The following is a 23590-nucleotide window of genomic DNA, read 5'->3' as shown; positions in this document are numbered from 1 at the left end:
TAGCGAGAGACAAGGATGATCTTATGAGTAAAGCTGCGAAACTGTATTATGTTTATGACCCGATGTGCTCATGGTGCTGGGGTTATGCACCTACTTGGAATTTGATTAAGACACAGTTGGATGACCAACTAGACATTCAATACGTACTCGGAGGCTTAGCCCCCGACTCCAACGTACCAATGCCATCAGAAATGCAAACTCAAATCGCCTCTTATTGGCGCAAAATCGAAAGTTATTTAGGCACTGAGTTTAATCATGATTTTTGGACCTTAAATACGCCTAAACGCTCCACTTACCCAGCCTGCCGCGCGGTGCTGGCTGCACGTAGGCAGCAGTCCGAACAAAACATGTATCGTGCTATACAGCAGGCGTATTATCTTGAAGCAAAAAATCCGAGTGAGTCAGAAGTACTTTTCGACTTAGCTATACAGGTTGGACTAGATATTGAAGCATTTAGACATGACTTTCTTTCAGCTGAGATCAGTCAGCAGCTTTCGGAAGAGATAAGATTTGCTCGTAGCATTGGCGGTAACAGCTTTCCTTCTTTATTTTTAGCCCATGATGACATCCTTGTTGAGCTACCCATTGATTATAAAAATCCCAACACAACAATCGATTTAGTCAAACAGCAACTCTGAACGTTCTAGAGACGAAAAAAAACCTGTCTCATTGAGACAGGTTTTTCACTACAAATGTTGATTACTCTTCAGTAGCTGAATCGTCAGCCGCTGAGTCGTCAGCCGCTAAATCTCCAGATTCTGGCGCTTGAGTCTCTGCATTTGCTTCAACTTCTTCGCCCTCTGGCAACTCTAACTCTTCGACTTCATCAATACGCTGCAAACCAACGACTGACTCGTCAGACGCGGTGCGGATAAGCGTAACACCTTGAGTATTACGACCAACTTGACTCACTTCAGCAACGCGAGTACGAACTAGCGTTCCTGCGTCAGTGATCATCATCATTTCGTCGCCTTCTTCAACTTGAATCGCGCCAACTACTGGACCGTTTCGCTCAGAAACTTTGATAGATACAACACCTTGTGTTGCACGACCTTTCGTTGGGTATTCTTCAAGTTCAGTACGCTTGCCGTAACCATTTTGTGTCACGGTTAGAATGTCACCTTGGTTAGAAGGAACAATCAACGACACCACTTGGTCTTCATCTGCTAGTTTCATACCACGGACACCCGCCGCAGTACGACCCATAGCACGTACTTTGTCTTCGCTGAATCGAACTACTTTACCTTGCTTCGAGAACAGCATGATGTCACTTTGACCATCGGTAATATCAACGCCGATTAGCGAATCATCATCACGTAGGTTTACAGCAATTAGGCCGTTTGCACGAACGTTAGAGAATTGGTCTAGAGAAGTCTTCTTAACGGTACCGTCACCAGTCGCCATAAAGATAAATTTCTCTGGGCTAAATTCACTTACAGGAAGAATCGCCGTAATACGCTCACCTTCTTCTAGTGGAAGAATGTTAACGATAGGCTTACCACGAGCAGTACGACTTGCGAGTGGCAATTGATACACTTTCAGACGGTAAGTCTTACCGCGCGTAGAGAAGCACAAGATATTGTCGTGAGTATTTGCAACAAGCAGACGCTCGATGTAATCCTCTTCCTTCATCTTAGTCGCACTCTTACCTTTACCACCACGACGCTGTGCTTCGTAGTCGCTTAGGATTTGATACTTCACATAACCTTCGTGAGACAAAGTGACTACTACGTCTTCACGAGCGATTAGCTCTTCCATATCAATGTCGTGAACCGCCGCTGTGATTTCACTACGACGCTCATCACCATAAGTTGCTTGAACTAGTTCAAGTTCTTCGGTGATCACTTCCATCAAGCGCTCTGTGCTTGCAAGAATGTGCATCAGTTCTGCAATTTCTTCTAGAAGTGCTTTGTACTCATCAAGAATCTTCTCATGCTCTAGACCAGTTAAACGGTGTAGGCGAAGTTCAAGAATCGCTTGAGCTTGTTGTTCCGTTAGGTAGTACAGACCGTCACGAATACCGTATTGGTCTTCTAGCCAATCTGGACGAGCTGCATCGGTACCAGCGCGCTCTAGCATAGAAGCTACGCTACCTAGCTCCCAACCACGAGAAACCAGGCCTACTTTTGCTTCAGCTGGTGTTGGTGCGTTCTTGATAAGTTCAATAACTTCATCGATGTTCGCAAGTGCTAGAGATAGCGCTTCTAGAATGTGAGCACGGTCTCTTGCTTTACGAAGTTCGAAGATAGTACGGCGCGTCACAACCTCACGGCGGTGATCAACAAAGCACTTCAGCATGTCCTTAAGGTTGAACAGCTGTGGCTGACCATTGTTTAGGGCAACCATGTTGATGCCGAATGTCGTTTGCAGCTGAGTCTGTGAGTACAGGTTGTTTAGAACCACTTCACCTACTGCGTCACGCTTACATTCGATAACAATGCGCATACCGTCTTTATCAGACTCATCACGTAGTGCGCTAATGCCTTCTACTTTCTTATCTTTAACTAGCTCTGCAATCTTTTCGATTAAGCGAGCTTTGTTCACCTGATAAGGGATCTCGGTAACAATGATGGTTTCTTTACCATTCTTGTCTTCTTCGATCTCTGCTTTAGAACGCATGTAGACCTTACCACGACCCGTCTTGTAAGCATCGATGATGCCTTTACGACCACTGATCAGTGCCGCTGTCGGGAAATCTGGGCCCGGGATGTAATCCATGAGCTCGTCAATCGTGATGTCTTCATTCTTGATGTATGCCAAACAGCCATCAATAACTTCGTTTAAGTTATGTGGTGGAATGTTTGTCGCCATACCTACAGCGATACCTGACGCACCATTAACCAAAAGGTTTGGAATTTTTGTCGGTAGTACGGCTGGAATTTGTTCCGTTCCATCATAGTTAGGAACGTAGTCAACCGTCTCTTTGTCTAGATCCGCTAGCAACTCATGAGCGATTTTCGCCATGCGGACTTCGGTATAACGCATTGCCGCCGCAGAGTCGCCGTCAATCGAGCCGAAGTTACCTTGACCATCGACCAACATGTAGCGAAGTGAGAAAGGCTGCGCCATACGAACGATGGTGTCGTATACCGCACTATCACCGTGTGGGTGATACTTACCGATTACATCGCCGACCACACGGGCAGACTTTTTATATGGTTTATTCCAATCATTACCTAGAACATTCATCGCGAACAAAACGCGGCGGTGAACAGGTTTTAGACCATCACGCACATCTGGAAGAGCACGACCCACGATAACTGACATCGCGTAGTCGAGATAAGAGCCTCTCAGCTCATCTTCAATGTTTACGGGCGTGATCTCTTTAGCTAGATCGCTCATAGAGCCAATATCCCTCTATATTTTGATCGTATACTCGATACGTATAAGGTGACAAAATATAACACATTAATACCGTGTTCGGCATCACTTTCCCTTCGCTTTTATCATGTTGTGACCTTGGTTGCGATTCAAACGTCCACAATTTGCACATTTCCAATCTATGACTCTGAAAATCGGCGAAAAAACCGTCAATTAATCAGATAAATAGTGTGCTGGATAAAGAATTCTGAGGATTCTGTCTACGAGAAGATATTTCCCAATCCAATTTGCGGTATACTGCGTCGCAACCTTGGAACAACACTCTTGGCATATATGGATAAGCAACAAAACGTAGACCTCAACGAAATTAAGAAATTTGAAGAGATGGCAAGTCGCTGGTGGGATCTTGAAGGTGAGTTCAAACCACTACATCAAATCAACCCTCTCAGACTCAATTATGTTTTAGAAAAGGCCAATGGCTTGTTTGGTAAAACCGTTCTTGATGTAGGTTGTGGCGGCGGTATCCTTGCAGAAAGCATGGCGAAACAAGGTGCTGAGGTTACAGGGTTAGACATGGGTAAAGAGCCGCTTGAAGTCGCCAGACTGCATGCATTAGAAACAGGCACCAAACTGACTTATGTGCAAAGTACAGTAGAACAGCACGCCGCTGAAAACGCAGGCAAATATGATGTCGTAACATGTATGGAAATGCTAGAACACGTGCCAGATCCTGCATCAGTCATCGCATCATGTTCAAAACTGGTTAAGCCTGGTGGCCAAGTGTTCTTCTCCACCCTTAACCGCAACTTGCAGTCTTACTTATTTGCTATCGTTGGTGCAGAGAAGCTGCTTAAAATAGTTCCAGATGGCACACACTCACATGACAAATTCATCAAGCCTTCAGAACTTATCAAGATGATCGATAAAACTGACCTTACGGAGAAAGGGATTACAGGACTTCTCTATAATCCACTAACCGATACCTATAAACTGGGTAATCGTGTCGATGTGAACTACATCGTGTTCACCGAAAAGTCGCTTTAAGTTCCTCTATATCTAGTGCCAATTTCCTTCGGTTAATTGGCACTCAGCTTCGTTAATTTTCACACACAAATCATTTACAAAAACAAGACACTTTCGCCGATTTTGTGTGCCGATATCGCAGTTTTATTGAGCTAAAGAATAACAACCAAAAATTGGCAAAGATCAAGGAATTTTTTTTCGTCTTTGTTTAAAACAAAACCAATCTGCTAGCACGCAAATTTCACTACTAAGTCAGGTCTATCTTCAGTGGTAAGTATCTACTAACTGAAATTTTTCTTTCCCCTAGTTATCCACAAGACATTCAATTTCTCAAACTTGAAAATCTCCCGCTATAGCACTATCTTGTAACTCGTAGTTAAGATGACCCCTATATCTTGTGTTGGAAGCCGAAACGTATAGGGTGACATTGATCACGAAGCTATCGCTAAGACTCAACAAAATTTCATAAAAGCGAAGCTTCATATTGTTTTGTTAGGGAACACCTCAGAATGAACCAACAACTTACCGTTACTAAGCGTAATGGCCGCAAAGAAAGTATCGATCTCGAAAAAATCCATCGCGTCATCGCATGGGCTGCAGAAGGGCTTAACAACGTTTCTGTATCTCAGGTAGAACTCAAGGCTCACATCCAGTTTTATGATGGTATTACTACGTCAGATATCCACGAAACTATTATCAAGTCTGCTGCAGATTTGATTTCAGAAGATGCACCAGACTATCAATATCTAGCTGCGCGTTTAGCTATCTTCCACCTTCGTAAAAAAGCTTATGGCCAATATGAGCCACCAGCGCTATTTGACCATGTTTCTAAAATGGTAGAGATGGGCAAGTACGATGCACATCTATTGGAAGATTACACTAAGTCTGAATTAGATGAGTTGGATAGCTATATCGACCACACTCGAGATCACGACTTCTCATATGCTGCCGTAAAACAGCTTGAAGGTAAGTACTTCGTTCAAAACCGTGTTTCTGGTCAGATTTACGAAAGTGCACAGTTCCTCTACATCCTGGTAGCGGCTTGCCTATTCGCTAAGTATCCAAAAGCGACTCGTCTTGACTATATCAAGCGCTTTTATGATGCAACATCAACATTCAAGATTTCTCTACCAACACCTATTATGTCAGGTGTTCGTACTCCTACGCGCCAATTTAGCTCGTGCGTACTGATTGAATGTGGCGATAGCCTAGATTCTATTAACGCAACAGCAAGCTCAATTGTTCGTTACGTTTCGCAACGTGCTGGTATCGGCATCAATGCCGGTCGTATTCGCGCGCTGGGTTCTGAAATCCGTGGAGGCGAAGCATTCCATACTGGTTGTATCCCATTCTACAAGTACTTCCAAACAGCGGTTAAATGCTGCTCGCAAGGTGGTGTTCGTGGTGGCGCAGCAACTGTGTTCTACCCTATGTGGCATGGCGAAGTACAATCACTACTTGTTCTTAAGAACAACCGTGGTGTAGAAGAAAACCGTGTACGTCACATGGATTACGGCGTTCAGCTGAACAAACTCATGTATGCTCGACTAGTTCAAGGTGGCAACATCACTCTATTCTCGCCTTCAGACGTACCAGGTCTATATGACGCGTTCTTTGAAGATCAAGATGAGTTTGAGCGTCTATACGTTAAGTACGAAAACGATCCATCAATTAAGAAAGAAACCGTTAAAGCGGTAGAGCTATTCTCTCTACTGATGCAAGAGCGTGCTTCTACAGGTCGTATCTACATTCAAAACGTAGACCATTGTAATACGCACAGCCCATTCGATTCGAAAGTTGCGCCAGTTCGCCAATCTAACCTATGTTTAGAAATCGCACTGCCAACTAAGCCATTGTCAAACGTAGAAGACGACTCAGGTGAAATCGCGCTATGTACACTTTCGGCATTTAACCTTGGTGCAATCAACGAGCTCGATGACCTAAAAGATCTATCGGACCTAGTGGTTCGTGCTCTTGATGCTCTACTTGATTATCAAGACTATCCATTACCAGCGGCTTATAAGTCTACGATGAATCGTCGTACGCTGGGTGTCGGTGTCATTAACTATGCTTACTACCTTGCGAAAAATGGTGTTAAGTACTCTGACGGTTCTGCAAATAACCTTACTCACCGTACATTTGAAGCGATTCAATACCACTTGCTAAAAGCGTCTGTCGAACTGGCGAAAGAGCAAGGTCGTTGCCCATCGTTCCATGAGACAAACTATGCGAAAGGTCTATTACCTATCGACACTTACAAGAATGATGTCGATTTAGTATGTGACGAGCCACTGCACTATGATTGGGATGCACTACGTTCTGAAATCATGGAATTTGGTCTACGTAACTCAACACTGACGGCGCTAATGCCATCTGAGACTTCCTCTCAGATTTCTAACGCGACTAATGGTATTGAACCACCTCGTGGCTACGTTTCAGTGAAAGCATCAAAAGACGGTATCCTGAAACAGGTTGTTCCAGACTTCGCTAATCTAAAAGAGAACTACGAACTACTTTGGAACATCGGCAACAACGACGGTTACTTGCATCTAGTAGGTATCATGCAGAAATTCGTTGACCAAGCGATCTCAGCAAATACTAACTATGACCCAAGCGTTTACGAAAGCGGCAAAGTGCCGATGAAGAAATTGCTTCAAGACCTGCTTACTGCGTATAAATATGGCGTGAAGACACTTTACTACCATAACACTCGCGACGGTGCGAAAGACGACCAAAGCGACAAATCTGTAGTAGTAGTTGAGCAAGATGACGATTGCGCAGGCGGCGGCTGTAAGATTTAATATCTCGCAGTAAACAAGTTAAGATTTTCTCGCCCTTCCCTTAAACGGAGGGGCTTAAAAAGGATTGCAGCACAATGGCTTACAGTACTTTTACCCAAACAAAGAATAACGCATTAAAAGAACCAATGTTCCTAGGTCAACCAGTGAACGTTGCGCGTTATGACCAACAAAAATTTGAGATTTTTGAAAAGCTGATTGAGAAACAGCTTTCCTTCTTTTGGCGTCCAGAAGAAGTAGATGTATCAAGCGATCGAATTGACTACAACAAATTGCCAGAGCATGAAAAACACATTTTCATCAGTAACCTGAAGTACCAAACGCTTCTAGACTCGATTCAAGGTCGTAGCCCGAACGTTGCTCTGCTACCGCTCGTGTCACTTCCAGAGCTAGAAACATGGATCGAGACATGGTCATTCTCTGAGACTATCCACTCTCGTTCTTACACGCACATCATCCGTAACATAGTGAACGATCCAGGTGTGGTTTTTGACGATATCGTTGAAAACGAACACATCCTAAAGCGTGCGAAGGACATCGCACACTATTACGATGATCTAATTCAAGCGACAAACGACTACCACCGCTTCGGTGAAGGTACGCACAACATCAAAGGCGAAGAAGTTAAAGTTAACTTGTACGACCTGAAGAAGAAGCTGTACCTATGTCTGATGTCAGTAAACGCACTAGAAGCGATTCGTTTCTACGTGAGTTTCGCTTGTTCGTTTGCGTTCGCAGAGCGTGAACTGATGGAAGGTAACGCGAAAATCATCAAGCTGATTGCTCGTGATGAAGCGCTGCACCTAACCGGTACTCAGCACATGATTAACCTGCTTCGTAACGGTCAAGACGATTTCTCATTCATGCAAATCGCTGAAGAATGTAAGCAAGACTGTTTCGACCTATTCAAAGAAGCGGCAGAGCAAGAAAAAGAGTGGGCAGAATACCTATTCAAAGACGGCTCTATGATCGGTCTTAACAAAGATATCCTGTGCCAATACGTTGAATATATCTCGAACGTTCGTATGCAGGCAGTTGGTCTTGATGCAGCTTATCCAGAAGCTACATCGAATCCAATTCCTTGGATTAACGCTTGGTTATCATCTGATAATGTACAGGTTGCACCACAAGAAGCAGAGATCAGTTCTTACCTTGTCGGTCAAATCGACAATGAAGTAAACGCAGACGACTTCGAGGGCTTCGAACTTTAATGCCAACCATTAAGATAAACTCTATCACCACTATAGAGTCTAACCCTTCAAACACAGTCTTAGAGACTATGGAGCAAGCAGGGTTAGAACCTGAATACAACTGTCGAGACGGGCACTGTGGCGCTTGCCGCTGCACACTGGTTTCGGGAGAAGTGGAATATGTAGGGTTTGCAATGGCATATACACAAGGTAATGAAATTCTGCCTTGTATTTGTCGAGCGAAAACTGATATCGAGCTCGACAATATTGCGCATCAAGTTAAGAAGCGAGCATAGCTCAAGTCATTCCCAAAACGGCTCTCCAGAGCCGTTTTTTATTGCTGCGGGTTTGAGCAGGTGTAGTCAGCGAGTGTGCAATTCCCTTCACTAAATCGTACAACATTAAAAATAACCCTTTACAAGGTGTTTTATAAGCCCCATACTGGCGCCGCTCTGTTGTTCAGAGTTATTAAATGAAATATCCAGTTGTAAAAGTAAAACTCTCAGAATCTCTTCGTTATTGTCGTCATCCTCAGTGTTTCCCTAAGCTTCATCGATACATTAAATAATTCCAGCCCATCAGCGCATCGCAACAATTTTAAATTTATATAAGGGACACATCATGTCTAACAAAGTAAACGGCACAGTAAAATGGTTTAACGAAGAGAAAGGCTTCGGCTTCCTAGCTCAAGAAAATGGCGGTGCTGACGTATTCGTTCATTTCCGTGCTATCGCATCTGAAGGTTTCAAAACTCTAGCAGAAGGCCAAAAAGTGTCTTTTGAAGTAGAGCAAGGCCAGAAAGGTCTTCAAGCTGCAAACGTTGTAGCTCTATAAGATTTTATTGATGAAAGCGGCATCATTAACCGCTTTCATCTTATCTTTTCACTTTGGATTTTAGAAAAAACTAGCAATAACCTCTCCTCTCAACGTTCTCGCTATACATTTCTCTATCAAGCAACACGCTCAAACATCCATCACTCTCTGATGGTATTAAATCTACAATTCGCATCATTATATTTAGGTAAATTATGTCTCGATCTATCGGCAGAAAACGCTTTTGGTTTTACCAAAACCGTGAATCCACTAAAAACACACAAAAATCCAAATAGGAGAAATATGAAAGTAACGTTTAAATCAATCAAAGATAATGTAACTTGGGTCTCTGAACCGCACCAACTAAACAGCGATATTTTGCTTAGACACTTTCTCACCAGAGCAAAAACCAAAGACCTAAATTTGGCGTTTAGTTACTGTGAATCTACTCATACTGGCACCATTACCAACGTCCATGACGAGCTAATCGGAAAGTTCTCACTACAGGCTTGATAATCAGTACCTTCACTACTAAGGCCAGTATCCATTGACCATCACTATAACTAATCATAAACACTATCCATCAACGTGCTTACCGCCTTCAGCACCTTGATAATATTGCGACTTTTATAGTGACTCTCTCGCCTTACTCACTCTCGTCACAACACTCAACCTTTATCACAGCAGTAATTTGATCAATCTTAGGTTAATGCGTATCCGTTGGCGGAGATAAAATCATTTTGATTTTCGCCCTTAACGTCAGATCTTTGCGTGATAAGTCATTTAGCATATCTTTCCATTCGGCAAAAGTAACCGTGATTGGATTGAAGCTATTAACTGGCTTACTGATTCCATAACGAACTTCTTCTACTTCAGGCTCAAAAGTCCCAAACATTCGATCCCAGATAATCAGAATTCCCGCGTAGTTTTTGTCTATGTATTGCGCGTTGACACCATGATGAACCCGATGGTGCGATGGGGTATTAATCACCCATTCAAGGGGCCCTAATCGACGTATCCATTGTGTATGAACAAAGAACTGTAGACCTAGATTCAGCAGCACTACAAATACCACCCATTTAGGGTCGAAACCTATAATGACCAGTGGCATCCAAAACAGCCACATTCCCGCTAGCGGGTACATTAAGCTCTGTCTAAATGCGGTACTGAAGTTCATATTCTCGGAACTATGGTGGACAACGTGAGCAGCCCACATCCAGCGAATGCGATGACTCGCTCGATGGAACCAATAGTAGAAAAAGTCTTGTAATACCATTAACGCCAAAAACATGCCTAATGACATCTTGATATCAAAAAGTTTCCAGCCAAACACTAGCAGGTATAGTTTTGCGATAAACAGCCCCGCAACGAGATCGGTAAGTTGATGAAGCCCAGCCAACGAGAAGTTACATGCCAATTCCTTTAGAGAGTACTGGGCTGAGCTTGGCAGGCGGTTTCCCCGTTGACCAAGCCAATACTCGAGCACCATCATAATGACAAATAAAGGAGCTAATACAATTAACAACCACTCCGGGTTTTGAACAAGTTTATCCATCATATTCCATTGATTCTTTGTTTGTATTTACCACTTTGCAAAGTGGTCTTCGGTTAATCCCATTACTTGCGAAAGTTGATACTCGCGACCTTCTTCATCCTTTACAACACCAGAAAAATGGCCAATGAACTGGCGAAAATTACTTTTAAGTACCCAAAGATTGAGTTTCTCTTTACGAGCATTAAGCGGTTGAAAGGTCAAATCAACTCGCCCTTGCTCATCATAAATGCGCCAGTCAGAATCTGGTACTTGTCGGTCAAAATCAAACATTACACCCGCTAATAGACTACGCTTACCATTAACCCAAAGTACATTTTCAGTTACCCCCGTCTCGTTTACTCCAGCCGCGAGATTAAGACCAATTGTCACACCTTGAGCTTTACCGTTAATACTCGCCCAGCGCCAACTTGTTTCACGCCTCATAAAACCTGCTGAAAAGTCATACCCCCCTAGACAACTTTCCATCGGCTGCGTTTGACCACCTACCTTGAACTCTCCCCTCACATTCAATGCATTATGCTTTTGCGTATAAGTCCATCCGTTGTAGCCTGTAGGCGATGAAACCATTAGCGGTGTACTTTCTGCATCTCCGGCATCAAGCAATACGTCCAATTCGAACGCTTTACACTTAGCTCGAACCCGCCACTCTCCCTCTTCAATATCAAAACAAATCTGCCCTTGATTGAACTGTGCTTTCCCTTTCCAAGGCGACGCTGTGAGTGAATACCCTAATCCCACGGGACGCATCCAACTCTCTTCAACGAGTTGTTTTTTTTCAATGTCATAGAGATAGCAAAAACTGGTTCCAAGGTAGCGAATATCAGCGATCGCTATGCCTAAAACGTATTTGGAAGTAAAAATACTGACAAACTGAAACTGCTTGTAATGGAAATATTTAGCGAGTGAACTGCGTTCTCTATCCATTGTGGAATAGTAGCGAAAGCTGGCAATGTCTAGAGCTTCTGGAATGGATAAAAGATGACCGTAGTTAGGTTTACCATCTACTCCCATTAGCGATTTAATTTGTTGAACAGAAGGCGTGTTCATTCTAATACTTTCTCTTCTCATAGCCTTATTTAGGCCTTATTTTTGTTGGTTCACAAAGTGTGGGTTCGCAAAGTATGAGACAAGAATCAGCAACTGTGGACAAATTAGAGCAAAAGCACAAAATGGATCACAGAATCGTACAAATAAACATCAGAAAAAGAAAAGGCTGATCAAATTGATCAGCCTAAAGTAACTTGAATTGGGTCTCAGTCGACAGTCGACAATATGGAGTCTGCTGTACCCATAGAAACATGTTTGTCTGCAATGCGACGTCCACCATCATCGTAGAGCGAGATTCTAAAACCGTCATCAGACAGGATCTCTTCCATAGGAGCCTTCAACCACATAGCCGCTATATCACCGCATTGTTTGCTGAGTGTTTCGCCAAGCATAATCTGCTCATTGGCGATCTGATAAAACACTCTTATTCTTGATTGCTGGATCATATTTACCCCTCCTACACACCACCATTTTCAGGGTGAACATTGATTTTAATCAAATAAAAAGAAAGGGCTACTCTCAAAAATGAGAATTTGAAATTCCTGTTAGAGATCAGCTTATTGTGAGCTAGATCTAATTTTCATATATACATAACAAAATAGAATATAGGCACTGTGTTGAATATTTATCTTAGTAGGATCAAGTTAACTGATCCGTTGGTAGAAATATCTCTTCGGTACGAGTAAGAAAGCCATAATCAGGGAACATTGGCTTATTATCTAGGTAACGTCTAAGCATATCTCCCGCCACCGTACTAATGACAGTTTTTACACTTTGAGAGCTGTAGCTTCGTTGCAGTTTTAGCGTCTGCCCCCATTCACCTTTGGGCGTTGAAAGCGCCACGGAGAACTCTCCACCTTCAAGCTTTCCTGTGGACAAGGCAATATCTGAACTGCAGTTGCTTTTTGTCGCTCCTGCTAGCGCTAGAGTGGCCCCCAACCTTTCACTGTCTCTATCAAGCGGCGATGCCGTTTTAGAGCCAAGTACCCATGTTGCCCCGCAATATTGCTCAATCTGTTCATTGTCTTGAAGCCAAGAGGCTAGGTAACCCTTGGTACCATGTTCAGATATAGCAATGGTTGGTTTATGTAACTCAACCAAATGACCAATTCTGTCCAGCATAGGTTGATCGACACTGACAACATTACTATGCAAGAGCTTCTCTATCATCGAGAGCACTCTTGACCCTATTTCTAAATCGTCTGAAGGACCAAACAGTTTGACTTCGATAAAAGGAAGATAAGAACGATAGCCCAACTCATATTCCGGCGGTAGATTAAGACTTGAAAGCGTGTCTGCAATACCAGATTCCGATAGGCCAAACGTATATAAACGTCGGCATACCCTACCTTGTTGATTAGGGAATTCATGTTTTAAGTCAGGCAAAATCTGCTCAAGCGTCATTTTTTTGAATTCGCTTGGGACACCTGGAGTGAAGTAAAACAAGCAATCATTGATCATCATTTTGAAACCACATGCGGTGCCAATTGGGTTATCAACCACCACCGCGCCCTCTGGCAACATTGCTTGTTTGATGTTGCTGTCAGGCATGGATTTACCGCGTTGAGCATAGAAGGCTTTAAGTGTTTCCAACCAACCTTGGTTCAACACTAAAGATTGATCCGCGGCTTCCGCTGCTACTTCAGCAGTGAGATCATCAGACGTAGGCCCCAAGCCACCATTGACGATCACCACATCCAGATTCAAACTTAGCATGATCATTTCTTGTAGCAACTCAGCTCGCTGGTCACCTACTGTAGAGCGCTTCGACATGGAAAACCCATGCTCATAAAATACACGGCTGAGCCACGCGGCATTGGTATCAACAATATCGCCATACAATACCTCTTCACCAGTACTCAACATTGCAATTTTAGGCATGATCTCTCCTTGTAGGTTTTTTCATAAGGATGACATGAGTTATTGAAATAGCAATAGCGATTTCGTGGCAAATCATCCGATTAACGATGTTAACGCTGCTAGACTGTACGGTCTGTTTGTTCAGAGTTACAATAGTCGCCGATTTCAAAAAAGGGCGGACTTATGGCTGATTTAAAACAAACACTTCTCGACGCTGGGTTTGACCTCATTAGCGAACATGGATTCGCTGGCATTGGTATTATGAAGATCATTCAGCAAGCGAACGCAACGAAGGGCTCTTTTTACCATCATTTCAAATCGAAGGAAGATTTCGGCCGCCAGTTATTAGAAGACTATTTTGAAGACCATCTAAACACGCTCAGTCAATATCTAGAAGACAGCTCCATTGCCTATGAACAGCGCGCGTTACATTACTTCGAGTTTTGGTCAGATTCAAAGGTGACAGAAGATTTTCGGATTAAATGTTTAGTGGTGAAGTTGTCTGGTGAAATATCTGGAACATCATCAAGTATGCAAGTCGAACTGGATAACGGCGCTGAAAAAGTCATTAATCGCATGGCGGATTATTTCGCATCTGGCAACGAGCAAGGTCTGCTAGCTATAGAAAATCCATACATGGTCTCGCGAACGCTTTATGCCAAGTGGTTAGGTGCCACATTACTTTGCGCGATGCAAAAAGACCGAACGCATTTAGAGCAAGCCATGATGGAAACCAAGTTACTGATAAAATAAGGGCTGCAAGCAGCCCTATAGTAACTATTTTAATTAACAACCATTTAGCGCCCTATTCCGGACGCATCCACCGCATCCGGCTCAAAAGTGACAGGAGGCCACTCTTTAAAGGTTTCTAAGTGTTGTTGTACCGCTGCCTGAGCTGGGCCAAATGCCCACATTTTCTTGCCCATCCAGTTGATGTACATACCAGACTCCTCAGCAGCACGCTCATAAGGATCGCGGCGTAGGTTGAAGAGCAGCGGTGCATTAAGCTCTTCCTTCGGTCCACTCCAGCCATGATTTTGCACCACAAAATGAGCTTTCCAATCACCAACGCGAACCGCTTGAAGTCTGTCACGTTCGTAGTAAATGATTTCTTTACGATTTGACGGTGCTAGTTCAGTGAGCATCGATATTTGATTGTAACCATCTAAATGCGCTTTAAAGCCTTCATACCCTGTCAGCATTTGTTGTTTGAGATCGCTTGGTCCACCTGCGGCTTCAACCAGCGTAGGTAACCAGTCCATACCATCAAACATCCCGTTGTGTATTTTTCCTGCTGGAATTTTACCTGGCCAGCTCACCAACAGAGGCGCACGGACACCACCTTCCCAAGTTGAGCCTTTTTCACCATGGAAAGGCGTCATTCCGCCATCAGGCCAAGTCATGATTTCTGGCCCATTATCCGCCGTAAAGATCACAATCGTGTTATCCGCTACACCCAACTCTTCTAATTTGGCAAGCATCTCACCGACATGATCATCGAGGTCTTTCATCACGACTTCTTGCAAGCCCCAACCGTTTTGTCCGAGCATAGCTTCGTACTCTGGAGACAAGTGAGTCCAAACATGGCCTCTTGAAGGGCAGTACCAGGTGAAGAAAGGCTTGTCTTGTTTCACCGCATTTTCGATGAAGTTGATGGCATGTTTATTAACCTCATCATCTAAAGTACGCATGCGTTCGATGGTCAAAGGCCCGTCATCTTTGATGGTTTGTCCACCCTTGCCATCTGACTTGGAATGAATCACATTTCTTGGTGCGAATTTCTGGAACGCTTCGTCTTTTGGCCAATCAGGATCTTCAGTGTATTCCATCGCATTAAGATGGTATAACCAACCCCAATATTCATCGAAACCATTCATTGTTGGTAGCACTTCATCTCGGTCACCTAAATGGTTCTTACCAAACTGGCCAGTTGTATAACCTAAGGTTTTCAGTATTTCCGGTAGTGTCGGTGTTTCAGCATTCAGTCCTACTGGGCTACCTGGAAGACCAACAGTATGCATGCCGGTACGAACGGGGAACTGTCCGGTAATAAACGCAGAGCGTCCTGCTGTGCAAGAAGGCTGAGCATAATAGTCCGTCAGCAACATTCCTTTTTCAGCAATACTATCAATATTGGGCGTCTCACTACTCATTAACCCTCGATGGTAAGCACTTAGGTTAGAGATACCAATATCATCAGTAAAAATAACAAAAATGTTTGGTGGCTTTTCATTCGCATTCGCAAGTGAACTCAAGCCTAATAAACTCAGCACTAACCATTTCATTAATATACGGTGCATCCTGCCTCCTAATATATTCACGCGACTCGTTTGGTTTCAAAATCATCTTTTTTGAGAAGCACAATCCCTACTACTCCAAACCCTATTTCGAGGAGAAGATAAACGACTAACAGCCCATTTGGTATCCCATCGACGACCATGCTAATAGCACGACCTAAACCCAGCCCCCACATAAACACAATCAGACTTTGTAGTGCAGAACGCGCCATTTGCTGCGTCCCGAAAGCCCCCATAAGCCAATAAACCGCCAATGCAAGATAAAGCCCCATTACAGCGCGAAAAATATGACTCACATTAATCGGTGATGCATCAATATCAAACAGGAAAGGTAAGGTAATGCTAGGAACCAAGCCATACATTAAGGCAATAGGGATTAATCCAAGGACCGCCAATAACAAGAACTTTTGTGTATGCGTCATGTTGCTTCTCCTGTTTATTCTTACAGACTAGTTGCTGGTATCTATAAAGCAAATTTTCAGATTTAATAGAGTAAGTTAGCTCAAAGCCCTATCTGACTAAGTAAGCCTTGTAAATTGAGATGTGTACTAAGATTTAATGCATTGACTAGGCTATAACTCAAACCGCTCCAACACAAAATAGACAATGAAAGTAAAATAAAGGTAGTAATGTGACTTTGTCTGAGGCGCCTAGCGATTAAGGTGTAGAGTGGAATGCCAACCAGAACAGGAGCAAGTGTGGCCATAGTCTTATTACCGTACCTTTTCCATGCGGTTACGAATCGCCTCAACTTAGGCCTGTAGGGCTGAAAATTCTTTCTCGCATAAAGGTAAAAGGAATATCGTCCTATAAACCAGCCGAAATAGCCTGCGATTAATGCCGGAACCACATTAAACAGCAACATCTCTGGATAACTAAAACCAACAAAACCTGCTAATGCGGGACCAGAATAGGTTTTCCAAATACTGAGCAGCGCCATGACCAAGCCGAGTAGTAAATAACTATCCATATTCTCACCCAATAGCTTTACATGTTATTTTCGCAATTCCATTTAGCTCAAGTATATGCGTAATCACTGGATCAACATGATGAAATATTTGTTGCCAACCTTGGCATAAGTAATTAAGTCCAGGGTTACCGTACTTATCTTTTATGATTCGGTTCTTTGGACACTCACCATGACAAGCAAACCTCACCTTGCACTCCAAACATTGTTTGGGCAACGCTCTTTGTTTCGCAAAACCAAAGGTCATTTGCTGTTTTGATAAAGCGATTGCCGCCAATGGCGTCTGCTCAATATTGCCAATTTTGTGTTCAGGATGAACATAGTGATCGCAGGCATAAACATCGCCATTAGGTTCGACAGCAATGCCCTTGCCGCATATATCGCTTAGCGTACACATCGAACTCGGTTTACCCATCCAAATTCCGAAAAAGTTTTCAAAGTAAGGAATATGAACTTTGCCAAAATCCTGCTTCATCCATTCATCAAAAATGGTCGTTAAGAAGTCTCCCCATTGAGTCGGAGCGACACTCCAACTTGTTGTTTGAGCGGATACAGGGATGATTGCAGCTTCAGAACACTGAGCCCATTTTATCTCTTCATCTCGGTCAACAACTGGGATAAATTGAATTTGTGATGGTTGAATCTCATCTCTTAAGAAGCGATACACCTCTAAAGGGTAATTTCCATTGACGTTGTTGACACAAGTCAGCGTCGCAAAGTGGATACCATGACGCTTTAGATGTTCGGCGGCTTCAATCACCTTGCTAAACGTCCCCTGCCCGCAGCGGTTCTTGCGATATGTATTGTGAAGCTGTTCTGGGCCATCAATACTCAAACCTACACTAAACGCGTGTTTCGCCAAAAATTGACACCATTTGTCATTGATTAACAGCCCATTGGTCTGAATATCATTCACTATCTTCACATAGGGTTTGGCGTATTTCGTTTGAAGCTCTACTATTCGTTCAAAATAACTAAGACCTAGCATCGTTGGCTCGCCACCATGCCAAGAGAAGACGATCTCTGGCGTGTTTTGACCTTGAATGTACTGGCGAATATAACGCTCTAGCATCTCATCACTCATCTTGTACGAGCGATTCTTGGGATACTCTAGTAGCTGTTGTTTATCCAGATAATAGCAGTAGTCACAGTTAATATTACACACCGCTCCAATTGGTTTCGCCAACGCCTGAAACTTAGCATGAGGCTGACCTTGGTACTGAGGTACATTAAGATGATAGTGGGACATGGTGTGTTCCTCTTAAGAAAGTATCCAAACTGTTCAACATTTTTAAATGGATGAACTCGCCTCAATACAAACCGGTCAGTTTGCATTGAGGCGAAATTTTTTACTTCACGTTTTCAAATGGATTCCATTGTTCATCCACTGGTACGATACCCATTGTTTTTTCGTACTCTTTGTAAGCAGCTAACATTTGTTGGAACTGCTCAGGACGTTGGTGTTTCAGGTCTATCATTTCAGCAGGGTCTAACTTGGTGTTGTACATATGCCACTCACTGTCCCCTCCCATCCCCTTCGAAATTCGAATGATCTTAAAGTCCCCTTGAAGAAGAATACCGCTGCCGAATAACTCGAACGCGATAGCATTGTCTTCGCTATGGACAGTCTCTTGCTCACCTTGTAGATAAGGCATAATGCTTTGACCGCTCATTGGGGCCACTTTTCTGCCTTTATATTCACCGCCAGCGGATTCAACATCGGCCACATCCAATATTGTGGCAGCGAGGTCTTTTACTTGTGCCAATTCATTAGTTTGAGTTCCGGCCTCCAGTGACTCCTTATCTCCGAGAACACCTTTGGCAGGTTTGATGATCAGAGGAACACGTACTCCCCCTTCTGCTGTATACGCTTTAAACCAAGACAATCCACCAGTGGATGCACTTGCCCATTCTGGGCCCAATGAGACACTTGAGTCTGCGTTACCCAGATTTTCGGTACTATTGTCAAAGTGATAATCGGTCCAAGTACGAATCAGATCACTTACATTTTTCCCCGTAATATCCGTCGCTTCCGGACCGTTGTCTGCGAGATAGATAATATACGTATTGTCGTACTCACCTATCTTCTTCAAATAATCAGTTACCTGACCTATCTGCTGGTCTTGAAGCTCCATCATTCCCATAGCAATGGCCATTTTTTTGCCATACCATTGCTTTTGTTCATCTGACAGATCATCCCATGGTCTACTCAGTGAATTTCTATCGGACATCGTAGCGCTCTTTGGAATTACGCCCATCTGTTGCATTCGTTTAAAGCGGTCTTCTCGAACAGAGTCCCATCCGTGCTCTACGTAATAAGCAATCTTATCTTCAAACGATGCTTTAGGTGCTTGTAGTGGCAAGTGAATCGCTGTGAATGGTAAATAGGCAAAAAAAGGTTTTCCGGAGTCCTTATTACTATCAATCATGCTGATTAACTCTTCGGTATAACCTTGGTCTGAATACTCTCCCGGATACTTATCTTTTACTTGTTGACCATTTTGATAAGTCGGCTCGACCTCTACGCCGGGCATTTCACCTTTTTGCAACGCTTTTGCTGTTGCTTCATTTTTCGCCGGGAACATCATATCTCTATTGAAATGATTCGAACCGCCAGCCAAAATCCCGTAGCTCTGTTCAAAGCCACGATCATCCGGCAGGAAACCATCATCATGACCCAAGTGCCATTTCCCAGAAAGGTAAGTATGATAGCCATTATCACGAAGTAACGTCGCTACGGTTACGCCATCTTTAGTGAGGTAGCCTTCATAACCTGGCTTGCCAATAGCTGGCGGATAGACGGCATAGTCGAACGTGCCTAGCCCAACCTCATGACTGTTGGCACCCGTTAACATCATAGAGCGAGTAACAGATGACGTGGGTGAAGCGTGGAAGTTGGTAAATTTCACCCCCTCTTCAGCCAGTTGCATCAGGTTTGGTGTTGACACTTCAGAGCCATAAGGTTGCGTATCAGCAAATCCGACATCATCACCAACGATGAGTAAAATATTAGGTTTTTCCTGCGTAGCAAATGCATTTGGTGCACAAGAGGCTGCTATGGCCGTGCATAGGATAGTTTTGGAATTATTCATGGTTCACCCTTGTTTAGTGAGCACTTTGTGACATCCAATGGAGCATATCCAGTGCTCTAGGATGATTCTGTTCAGCGGCTTTGCCTATCCAGCTAACCGCTAGAGAATGATCTTTCTCGCCACCAGTCCCTGCTGCGTACATAAGACCAAGCTGTAATTGAGCGTCCGCATTCCCCTGAGTCGCTGCTCGTAATATCCATTTGCGTGCTTTTTCTTGAGTAGATTCAAGATATTCACCCTCAGATTCGACACCTTGCAGATAAAACATACCAATCTCGTACTGCGCCGCAGCGTCACCCGCATAACCGTTTTGAAACGTAGTACCAACATCACTAGATAAGGTATTTGGTGTGTCTGTTACGTACCCCAGGCATGTCGTCCCAATAAAAAGCAAACAGAGAAAGCTAAGCGACCAATTTTGAATGCGTTTATTCATAGTTTGACGCTAGTGTTGCAAAGTTGAGGCTTGTAAACGTATGGTTTTCTGCTCTTTCCAGTATGCTAACGTCCAAATCACAACGAACGTATCCATGGCTCCTGCAAGTAAAAAACCGGTAATATGAGGGCTGTTGTAGTTAAGCAGAAGAAGAATCACCATAAAGCCTTTCTCAACCGCAGAATAAAGCATGATGCTCTCTCTCCACTGAGGTTTGAAAGCCGCACCCACCATCATCACTCCCATCATGCCTACCATGACACCCCAGTGTTGATAGAACACAAAATCCTGATCCAAATAAGGTAATTGCCCGATGTGAGTAATGGCCCATTGTGGGAAAAATGCATAAGCGAAAGCCGCCGCGGTCCCAATACCGGTAACCAATAGCATCTTGTTGACGTGTTGAGTAAAAAACATAGTTGCCTCCTAGTATTCAAAAAGTGAGGCACATCCCTATGCCGCAATGAGTAAGTTGGAAAATTAACAAGTAGTCTCGAGTATTGCGGTGACCTTTTCTTGAGCAATCGGGTAGAACTGGAAACTGATGTCTTTTTCTATCCCAGAGACAATCTGCGCTTTTTTGTTGTCATCTAGGTTCCATTTGGCAAAGCTCTGCGTCGCATTCACTAACGCCTGAAAAGCACGTAATGAATGTACAACCTCTTGGTGTTTTTCAGCGTCTGTTAAGCTAGGTGATATACCAAACACCGCTGCTAATTTGTTAATGCTTGGGAGGTAAAACTCTGGAAGCGCCTCAATCACCACTGGTAGTAAGACACTATTGGCATCACCATGTGGGATATGCGCTACCGCACCAAATGCGTGCGCGCAGTTATGGATCGGTATGCCACCTAAAGACGAATAGAAAGCAGAAATAGCCATGGTACTTGCTTGCAGGAGCTCACAACGAGCCGCTACATTTTGCGGAGACTGAAGTACTTGCGGTAGGTTATTCAGTATCAAGCGACACGCCTGCGTCGCATAAGCATCAGTGAAGGTATTACTTAAAGGCGATGCCAGTGCTTCAATCGCATGGGTCAATGCGTCCATACCTGTCGATACTGTTAACGCTGCTGGCAAATTCACTGTCAGCTCAGGGTCTAAAACAGCAATATCGCACTCAAGTCCAGAGACGACTAAACTCGCTTTAACCTGCTCTCTGTCATTATAAAAAACCGCGATAGGCGATGCTTCTGCACCTGTCCCCGCCGTTGTCGGTACGCCTATATGAGGAATTGAAAACGGTTTTACATCAGGACCAACTTCAAGACGCCCACCACCTTGAATCGCATCACGGATATCATCAAGCTTATGTTCTAAACCATATTTGATACCTTTTGATGCATCGATAACGCTCCCCCCGCCAAGCGCCAAAATACTGTCTGCATTCACCTGTTTTGCAAATTCCAGAGCGCGATTAATATCCAAACAGCTCGCGTCCGCTTCAATATCGGTGTAAATCCCCGCAAGCTTCACCTTCTCTTCTGTCGAAAACAGCGATGCCAAACGCTCTACGAATCCCAATGACTCAAGGCCTTTGTCGCTGACCAACAACACTCGCTGCGCCCCTTTCGCTTTAAACAGGGTTGGGATCGCTTCTATGGATGATGCACCAGAGTGAACGACGGTTCTAAGGTTGAAAGTAAAGTTATTCATAGTTGAATCTCCAATTAGTCAGTTATGCGCACAGTGTTTTTAGTACTGCACGTTTGAATTCGTTATCTTCAGGACCAAGTAATAAGCTGACATTGTGTTGCTCTGCATCGGTCGTCATCACCGTCTTGGCGTGAGAGAAAGTTAGAAAGCCTTCTTTACCGTGGTAAGCCCCTTTTCCAGACTCACCAATACCTCCAAATGGCGCATCATCGACCGCTAGGTGGAAAACGCAGTCATTAATACACATACCACCAGAGTGCACCTGATTAGCAACTTTGCGTTGCAATGAGTCATCTTCGCTCATCAGATAAAGTGCTAGGGGCCTCGGTCTCTCAGTAATAAAGTTAATTGCACCATCAATGGTGGAATAGGTGATGATCGGCAATAAGGGACCAAAAATTTCTTGAGTCATAACCGGTGATTGCAGAGATGGATTAACAATTAAGTGTGTCGCCATCAGTTGTCTTTCCACATCGAGCGCTTCTTTATGACAGGCAGTAACAAGAGACTCTGCCGCCACTTCATTGGAGAGCAAATCATGAAGACGTTGGAATTGACGCTGATTAATCAGACTAGTCATCGAGTCGCTGTTTACCCCTTGGGGAAACAGTTTTTGATAATGCTCGACATATGCCTTAACAAAAGCGTGCTGCTTGCCTTCGGGAATCAATACATAATCAGGAGCTACACATACCTGACCATTATTCAAACTCTTGCCATAAATAATGCGTTCCACAGCCATCTCAATATCAGCGTCATCCGCGACAAGAACTGGCGACTTGCCGCCAAGTTCTAAGGTGACTGGCGTTAGGTTTTCTGACGCAGCTTTCATGACCTTACGACCAACTTCTGTCGAGCCAGTAAAGAGCAAATGGTCGAATGGTAAAGAGGTGAACTGAGCAGCAATATCGGCCTCACCTTCAATGACGACAACCTCAGTATCGCTAAAGCAGCTTGCAAGCATTTCACGAATGACCGAATTGGTGGCAGGGGTGAACTCACTCAGTTTGATCATCGCCCTATTACCCGCAGCAATCGCAGATATCAAAGGACCAATAGAAAGCATGACAGGGAAGTTCCAAGGAGTAACGATGCCGACAACTCCTTTAGGTTGATACACCACCTCTACAGTTGAGCTTGAAAGCAATGGGCCCGCGTCTCTCGGACATGGACTCATCCATTGCGCTAACTGGGATAAGGTGTGGTCAATATTGCCAATACATGGCAAGACGTCGGCAACTAATGTGTCCTGTCGGCTTCTCTTTCCATAGTCTTTATCCAGAGCATCACAAAGCGCGTCGCTGAATTGTTGCAACGACACTTTTAACGACGTAAGCACGGCAACACGAGCCTCATAGCTTGGCATTGGTTCACTTTGATAGTGCTTTTTTAATCGCTTGTGAATGAGTTTCAAATCATCAAAAGTCGTGTTTTGCATGGTTGTCCTCCTAAGAAAGTGATCACACAATAATCAAAACAAACCGGTCGGTCTAGTGATTAAATGTCAGAGAACTGTAAATTAGATCTGCGAAAGG

Annotated in this window: 22 protein-coding genes; 8 read left to right on the top strand and 14 right to left on the bottom strand. The window is 43.8% G+C overall.

What is annotated here, in order from left to right; genetic code table 11:
• Positions 1 to 23 precede the first annotated feature (23 nt).
• A complete protein-coding gene (locus JKJ11_RS06545; RefSeq protein ID WP_006072210.1) occupies positions 24 to 638 on the top strand; it encodes a DsbA family protein in 615 nt (204 codons plus the stop codon).
• A 61-nt stretch (positions 639 to 699) separates the two neighbouring features.
• On the opposite strand, the gene gyrA is transcribed toward JKJ11_RS06545, so the two are convergent.
• Entirely contained in the window at positions 700 to 3342 is a 2643-nt protein-coding gene (gyrA, locus tag JKJ11_RS06540) for a DNA topoisomerase (ATP-hydrolyzing) subunit A (RefSeq protein ID WP_031494648.1), read from the bottom strand.
• A 312-nt stretch (positions 3343 to 3654) separates the two neighbouring features.
• Here gyrA and ubiG point away from each other — a divergent pair, with 312 nt between their 5' ends.
• From ubiG to JKJ11_RS06510, 6 genes are all read left to right on the top strand, one after another.
• Positions 3655 to 4365: a bifunctional 2-polyprenyl-6-hydroxyphenol methylase/3-demethylubiquinol 3-O-methyltransferase UbiG gene (ubiG, locus tag JKJ11_RS06535; RefSeq protein ID WP_038228201.1), complete on the top strand. Its 711-nt coding sequence runs from the start codon at positions 3655 to 3657 to the stop codon at positions 4363 to 4365.
• Positions 4366 to 4853: 488 nt separating this feature from the next.
• Positions 4854 to 7145, top strand: a complete 2292-nt coding sequence (nrdA, locus tag JKJ11_RS06530) for a class 1a ribonucleoside-diphosphate reductase subunit alpha (RefSeq protein WP_006073933.1) — start codon at positions 4854 to 4856, stop codon at positions 7143 to 7145.
• A 74-nt stretch (positions 7146 to 7219) separates the two neighbouring features.
• Complete coding sequence (gene nrdB / locus JKJ11_RS06525; protein ID WP_006073932.1) at positions 7220 to 8353, top strand: class Ia ribonucleoside-diphosphate reductase subunit beta; 1134 nt, start codon at positions 7220 to 7222, stop codon at positions 8351 to 8353.
• Positions 8353 to 8628 (top strand): class I ribonucleotide reductase maintenance protein YfaE, encoded by a 276-nt coding sequence (gene yfaE, locus JKJ11_RS06520; RefSeq protein ID WP_006073928.1) that lies wholly within the window; start codon positions 8353 to 8355, stop codon positions 8626 to 8628. Before nrdB ends, yfaE begins: the two co-directional genes overlap by 1 nt.
• A gap of 325 nt (positions 8629 to 8953) precedes the next feature.
• Positions 8954 to 9166, top strand: coding sequence for a transcription antiterminator/RNA stability regulator CspE (gene cspE / locus JKJ11_RS06515; RefSeq protein WP_006073927.1), 213 nt, complete (start codon positions 8954 to 8956; stop codon positions 9164 to 9166).
• 282 nt (positions 9167 to 9448) lie between these two features.
• A complete protein-coding gene (locus JKJ11_RS06510; RefSeq protein ID WP_038222859.1) occupies positions 9449 to 9658 on the top strand; it encodes a hypothetical protein in 210 nt (69 codons plus the stop codon).
• Between the two features lie 193 nt (positions 9659 to 9851).
• Here JKJ11_RS06510 and JKJ11_RS06505 read toward each other — a convergent pair whose 3' ends face one another.
• The 4 genes from JKJ11_RS06505 to JKJ11_RS06490 form a co-directional block, all read right to left on the bottom strand.
• The gene (locus JKJ11_RS06505; RefSeq protein WP_443088384.1) at positions 9852 to 10703 is read right to left on the bottom strand and encodes a sterol desaturase family protein; all 852 of its coding nucleotides are present in this window, start codon (positions 10701 to 10703) and stop codon (positions 9852 to 9854) included.
• Positions 10704 to 10727: 24 nt separating this feature from the next.
• Positions 10728 to 11747, bottom strand: coding sequence for a DUF2804 domain-containing protein (locus JKJ11_RS06500; RefSeq protein WP_038228191.1), 1020 nt, complete (start codon positions 11745 to 11747; stop codon positions 10728 to 10730).
• 206 nt (positions 11748 to 11953) lie between these two features.
• Positions 11954 to 12193: a hypothetical protein gene (locus tag JKJ11_RS06495; RefSeq protein WP_252038926.1), complete on the bottom strand. Its 240-nt coding sequence runs from the start codon at positions 12191 to 12193 to the stop codon at positions 11954 to 11956.
• 193 nt (positions 12194 to 12386) lie between these two features.
• The gene (locus JKJ11_RS06490; protein ID WP_124940975.1) at positions 12387 to 13628 is read right to left on the bottom strand and encodes a CinA family nicotinamide mononucleotide deamidase-related protein; all 1242 of its coding nucleotides are present in this window, start codon (positions 13626 to 13628) and stop codon (positions 12387 to 12389) included.
• Positions 13629 to 13790: 162 nt separating this feature from the next.
• Here JKJ11_RS06490 and JKJ11_RS06485 point away from each other — a divergent pair, with 162 nt between their 5' ends.
• Positions 13791 to 14360, top strand: a complete 570-nt coding sequence (locus tag JKJ11_RS06485) for a TetR/AcrR family transcriptional regulator (protein ID WP_240206667.1) — start codon at positions 13791 to 13793, stop codon at positions 14358 to 14360.
• A 44-nt stretch (positions 14361 to 14404) separates the two neighbouring features.
• Here the strand turns inward: JKJ11_RS06485 and JKJ11_RS06480 are convergent, their stop codons facing one another.
• From JKJ11_RS06480 to JKJ11_RS06440, 9 genes are all read right to left on the bottom strand, one after another.
• The gene (locus JKJ11_RS06480) at positions 14405 to 15907 is read right to left on the bottom strand and encodes an arylsulfatase (RefSeq protein ID WP_006073916.1); all 1503 of its coding nucleotides are present in this window, start codon (positions 15905 to 15907) and stop codon (positions 14405 to 14407) included.
• A gap of 17 nt (positions 15908 to 15924) precedes the next feature.
• Entirely contained in the window at positions 15925 to 16326 is a 402-nt protein-coding gene (locus JKJ11_RS06475) for a DUF4345 domain-containing protein (protein ID WP_124940974.1), read from the bottom strand.
• Positions 16327 to 16406: 80 nt separating this feature from the next.
• Positions 16407 to 16874 (bottom strand): hypothetical protein, encoded by a 468-nt coding sequence (locus JKJ11_RS06470; RefSeq protein WP_124940973.1) that lies wholly within the window; start codon positions 16872 to 16874, stop codon positions 16407 to 16409.
• A gap of 4 nt (positions 16875 to 16878) precedes the next feature.
• On the bottom strand, positions 16879 to 18120 hold the full coding sequence (locus tag JKJ11_RS06465) for an anaerobic sulfatase maturase (protein ID WP_252038925.1): 1242 nt from the start codon (positions 18118 to 18120) through the stop codon (positions 16879 to 16881).
• Positions 18121 to 18220: 100 nt separating this feature from the next.
• Positions 18221 to 19963 (bottom strand): arylsulfatase, encoded by a 1743-nt coding sequence (locus JKJ11_RS06460; RefSeq protein WP_252038924.1) that lies wholly within the window; start codon positions 19961 to 19963, stop codon positions 18221 to 18223.
• Between the two features lie 13 nt (positions 19964 to 19976).
• Entirely contained in the window at positions 19977 to 20399 is a 423-nt protein-coding gene (locus tag JKJ11_RS06455) for a tetratricopeptide repeat protein (protein WP_006073907.1), read from the bottom strand.
• A 9-nt stretch (positions 20400 to 20408) separates the two neighbouring features.
• Positions 20409 to 20816, bottom strand: a complete 408-nt coding sequence (locus JKJ11_RS06450; RefSeq protein WP_006073906.1) for a hypothetical protein — start codon at positions 20814 to 20816, stop codon at positions 20409 to 20411.
• A 63-nt stretch (positions 20817 to 20879) separates the two neighbouring features.
• A complete protein-coding gene (locus JKJ11_RS06445; protein WP_171388734.1) occupies positions 20880 to 22055 on the bottom strand; it encodes an iron-containing alcohol dehydrogenase in 1176 nt (391 codons plus the stop codon).
• A gap of 22 nt (positions 22056 to 22077) precedes the next feature.
• Positions 22078 to 23493: a coniferyl aldehyde dehydrogenase gene (locus JKJ11_RS06440; RefSeq protein WP_252038923.1), complete on the bottom strand. Its 1416-nt coding sequence runs from the start codon at positions 23491 to 23493 to the stop codon at positions 22078 to 22080.
• Between the last annotated feature and the right edge of the window lie 97 nt (positions 23494 to 23590).

This window comes from Vibrio sp. SCSIO 43133, assembly GCF_023716845.1.
GTDB classification, from domain to species: Bacteria; Pseudomonadota; Gammaproteobacteria; order Enterobacterales; family Vibrionaceae; genus Vibrio; species Vibrio mediterranei.
Note: the sequence above shows the minus strand (reverse complement) of the source record. Positions and strands in the feature narration are given on the sequence as shown.

Coding starts and splice junctions, on each gene's coding strand:
- JKJ11_RS06465 (WP_252038925.1), bottom strand. CDS start 18,120: ATGTCCCACTATCATCTTAATGTACCTCAGTACCAAGGTCAGCCTCAT.
- JKJ11_RS06445 (WP_171388734.1), bottom strand. CDS start 22,055: ATGAATAACTTTACTTTCAACCTTAGAACCGTCGTTCACTCTGGTGCA.
- JKJ11_RS06440 (WP_252038923.1), bottom strand. CDS start 23,493: ATGCAAAACACGACTTTTGATGATTTGAAACTCATTCACAAGCGATTA.
- JKJ11_RS06455 (WP_006073907.1), bottom strand. CDS start 20,399: ATGAATAAACGCATTCAAAATTGGTCGCTTAGCTTTCTCTGTTTGCTT.
- JKJ11_RS06500 (WP_038228191.1), bottom strand. CDS start 11,747: ATGAACACGCCTTCTGTTCAACAAATTAAATCGCTAATGGGAGTAGAT.
- JKJ11_RS06460 (WP_252038924.1), bottom strand. CDS start 19,963: ATGAATAATTCCAAAACTATCCTATGCACGGCCATAGCAGCCTCTTGT.
- JKJ11_RS06470 (WP_124940973.1), bottom strand. CDS start 16,874: ATGGATAGTTATTTACTACTCGGCTTGGTCATGGCGCTGCTCAGTATT.
- cspE (WP_006073927.1), top strand. CDS start 8,954: ATGTCTAACAAAGTAAACGGCACAGTAAAATGGTTTAACGAAGAGAAA.
- JKJ11_RS06495 (WP_252038926.1), bottom strand. CDS start 12,193: ATGATCCAGCAATCAAGAATAAGAGTGTTTTATCAGATCGCCAATGAG.
- JKJ11_RS06450 (WP_006073906.1), bottom strand. CDS start 20,816: ATGTTTTTTACTCAACACGTCAACAAGATGCTATTGGTTACCGGTATT.
- JKJ11_RS06475 (WP_124940974.1), bottom strand. CDS start 16,326: ATGACGCATACACAAAAGTTCTTGTTATTGGCGGTCCTTGGATTAATC.
- JKJ11_RS06505 (WP_443088384.1), bottom strand. CDS start 10,703: ATGATGGATAAACTTGTTCAAAACCCGGAGTGGTTGTTAATTGTATTA.
- nrdA (WP_006073933.1), top strand. CDS start 4,854: ATGAACCAACAACTTACCGTTACTAAGCGTAATGGCCGCAAAGAAAGT.
- JKJ11_RS06480 (WP_006073916.1), bottom strand. CDS start 15,907: ATGCACCGTATATTAATGAAATGGTTAGTGCTGAGTTTATTAGGCTTG.
- JKJ11_RS06545 (WP_006072210.1), top strand. CDS start 24: ATGAGTAAAGCTGCGAAACTGTATTATGTTTATGACCCGATGTGCTCA.
- nrdB (WP_006073932.1), top strand. CDS start 7,220: ATGGCTTACAGTACTTTTACCCAAACAAAGAATAACGCATTAAAAGAA.
- JKJ11_RS06490 (WP_124940975.1), bottom strand. CDS start 13,628: ATGCCTAAAATTGCAATGTTGAGTACTGGTGAAGAGGTATTGTATGGC.
- gyrA (WP_031494648.1), bottom strand. CDS start 3,342: ATGAGCGATCTAGCTAAAGAGATCACGCCCGTAAACATTGAAGATGAG.
- JKJ11_RS06510 (WP_038222859.1), top strand. CDS start 9,449: ATGAAAGTAACGTTTAAATCAATCAAAGATAATGTAACTTGGGTCTCT.
- ubiG (WP_038228201.1), top strand. CDS start 3,655: ATGGATAAGCAACAAAACGTAGACCTCAACGAAATTAAGAAATTTGAA.
- JKJ11_RS06485 (WP_240206667.1), top strand. CDS start 13,791: ATGGCTGATTTAAAACAAACACTTCTCGACGCTGGGTTTGACCTCATT.
- yfaE (WP_006073928.1), top strand. CDS start 8,353: ATGCCAACCATTAAGATAAACTCTATCACCACTATAGAGTCTAACCCT.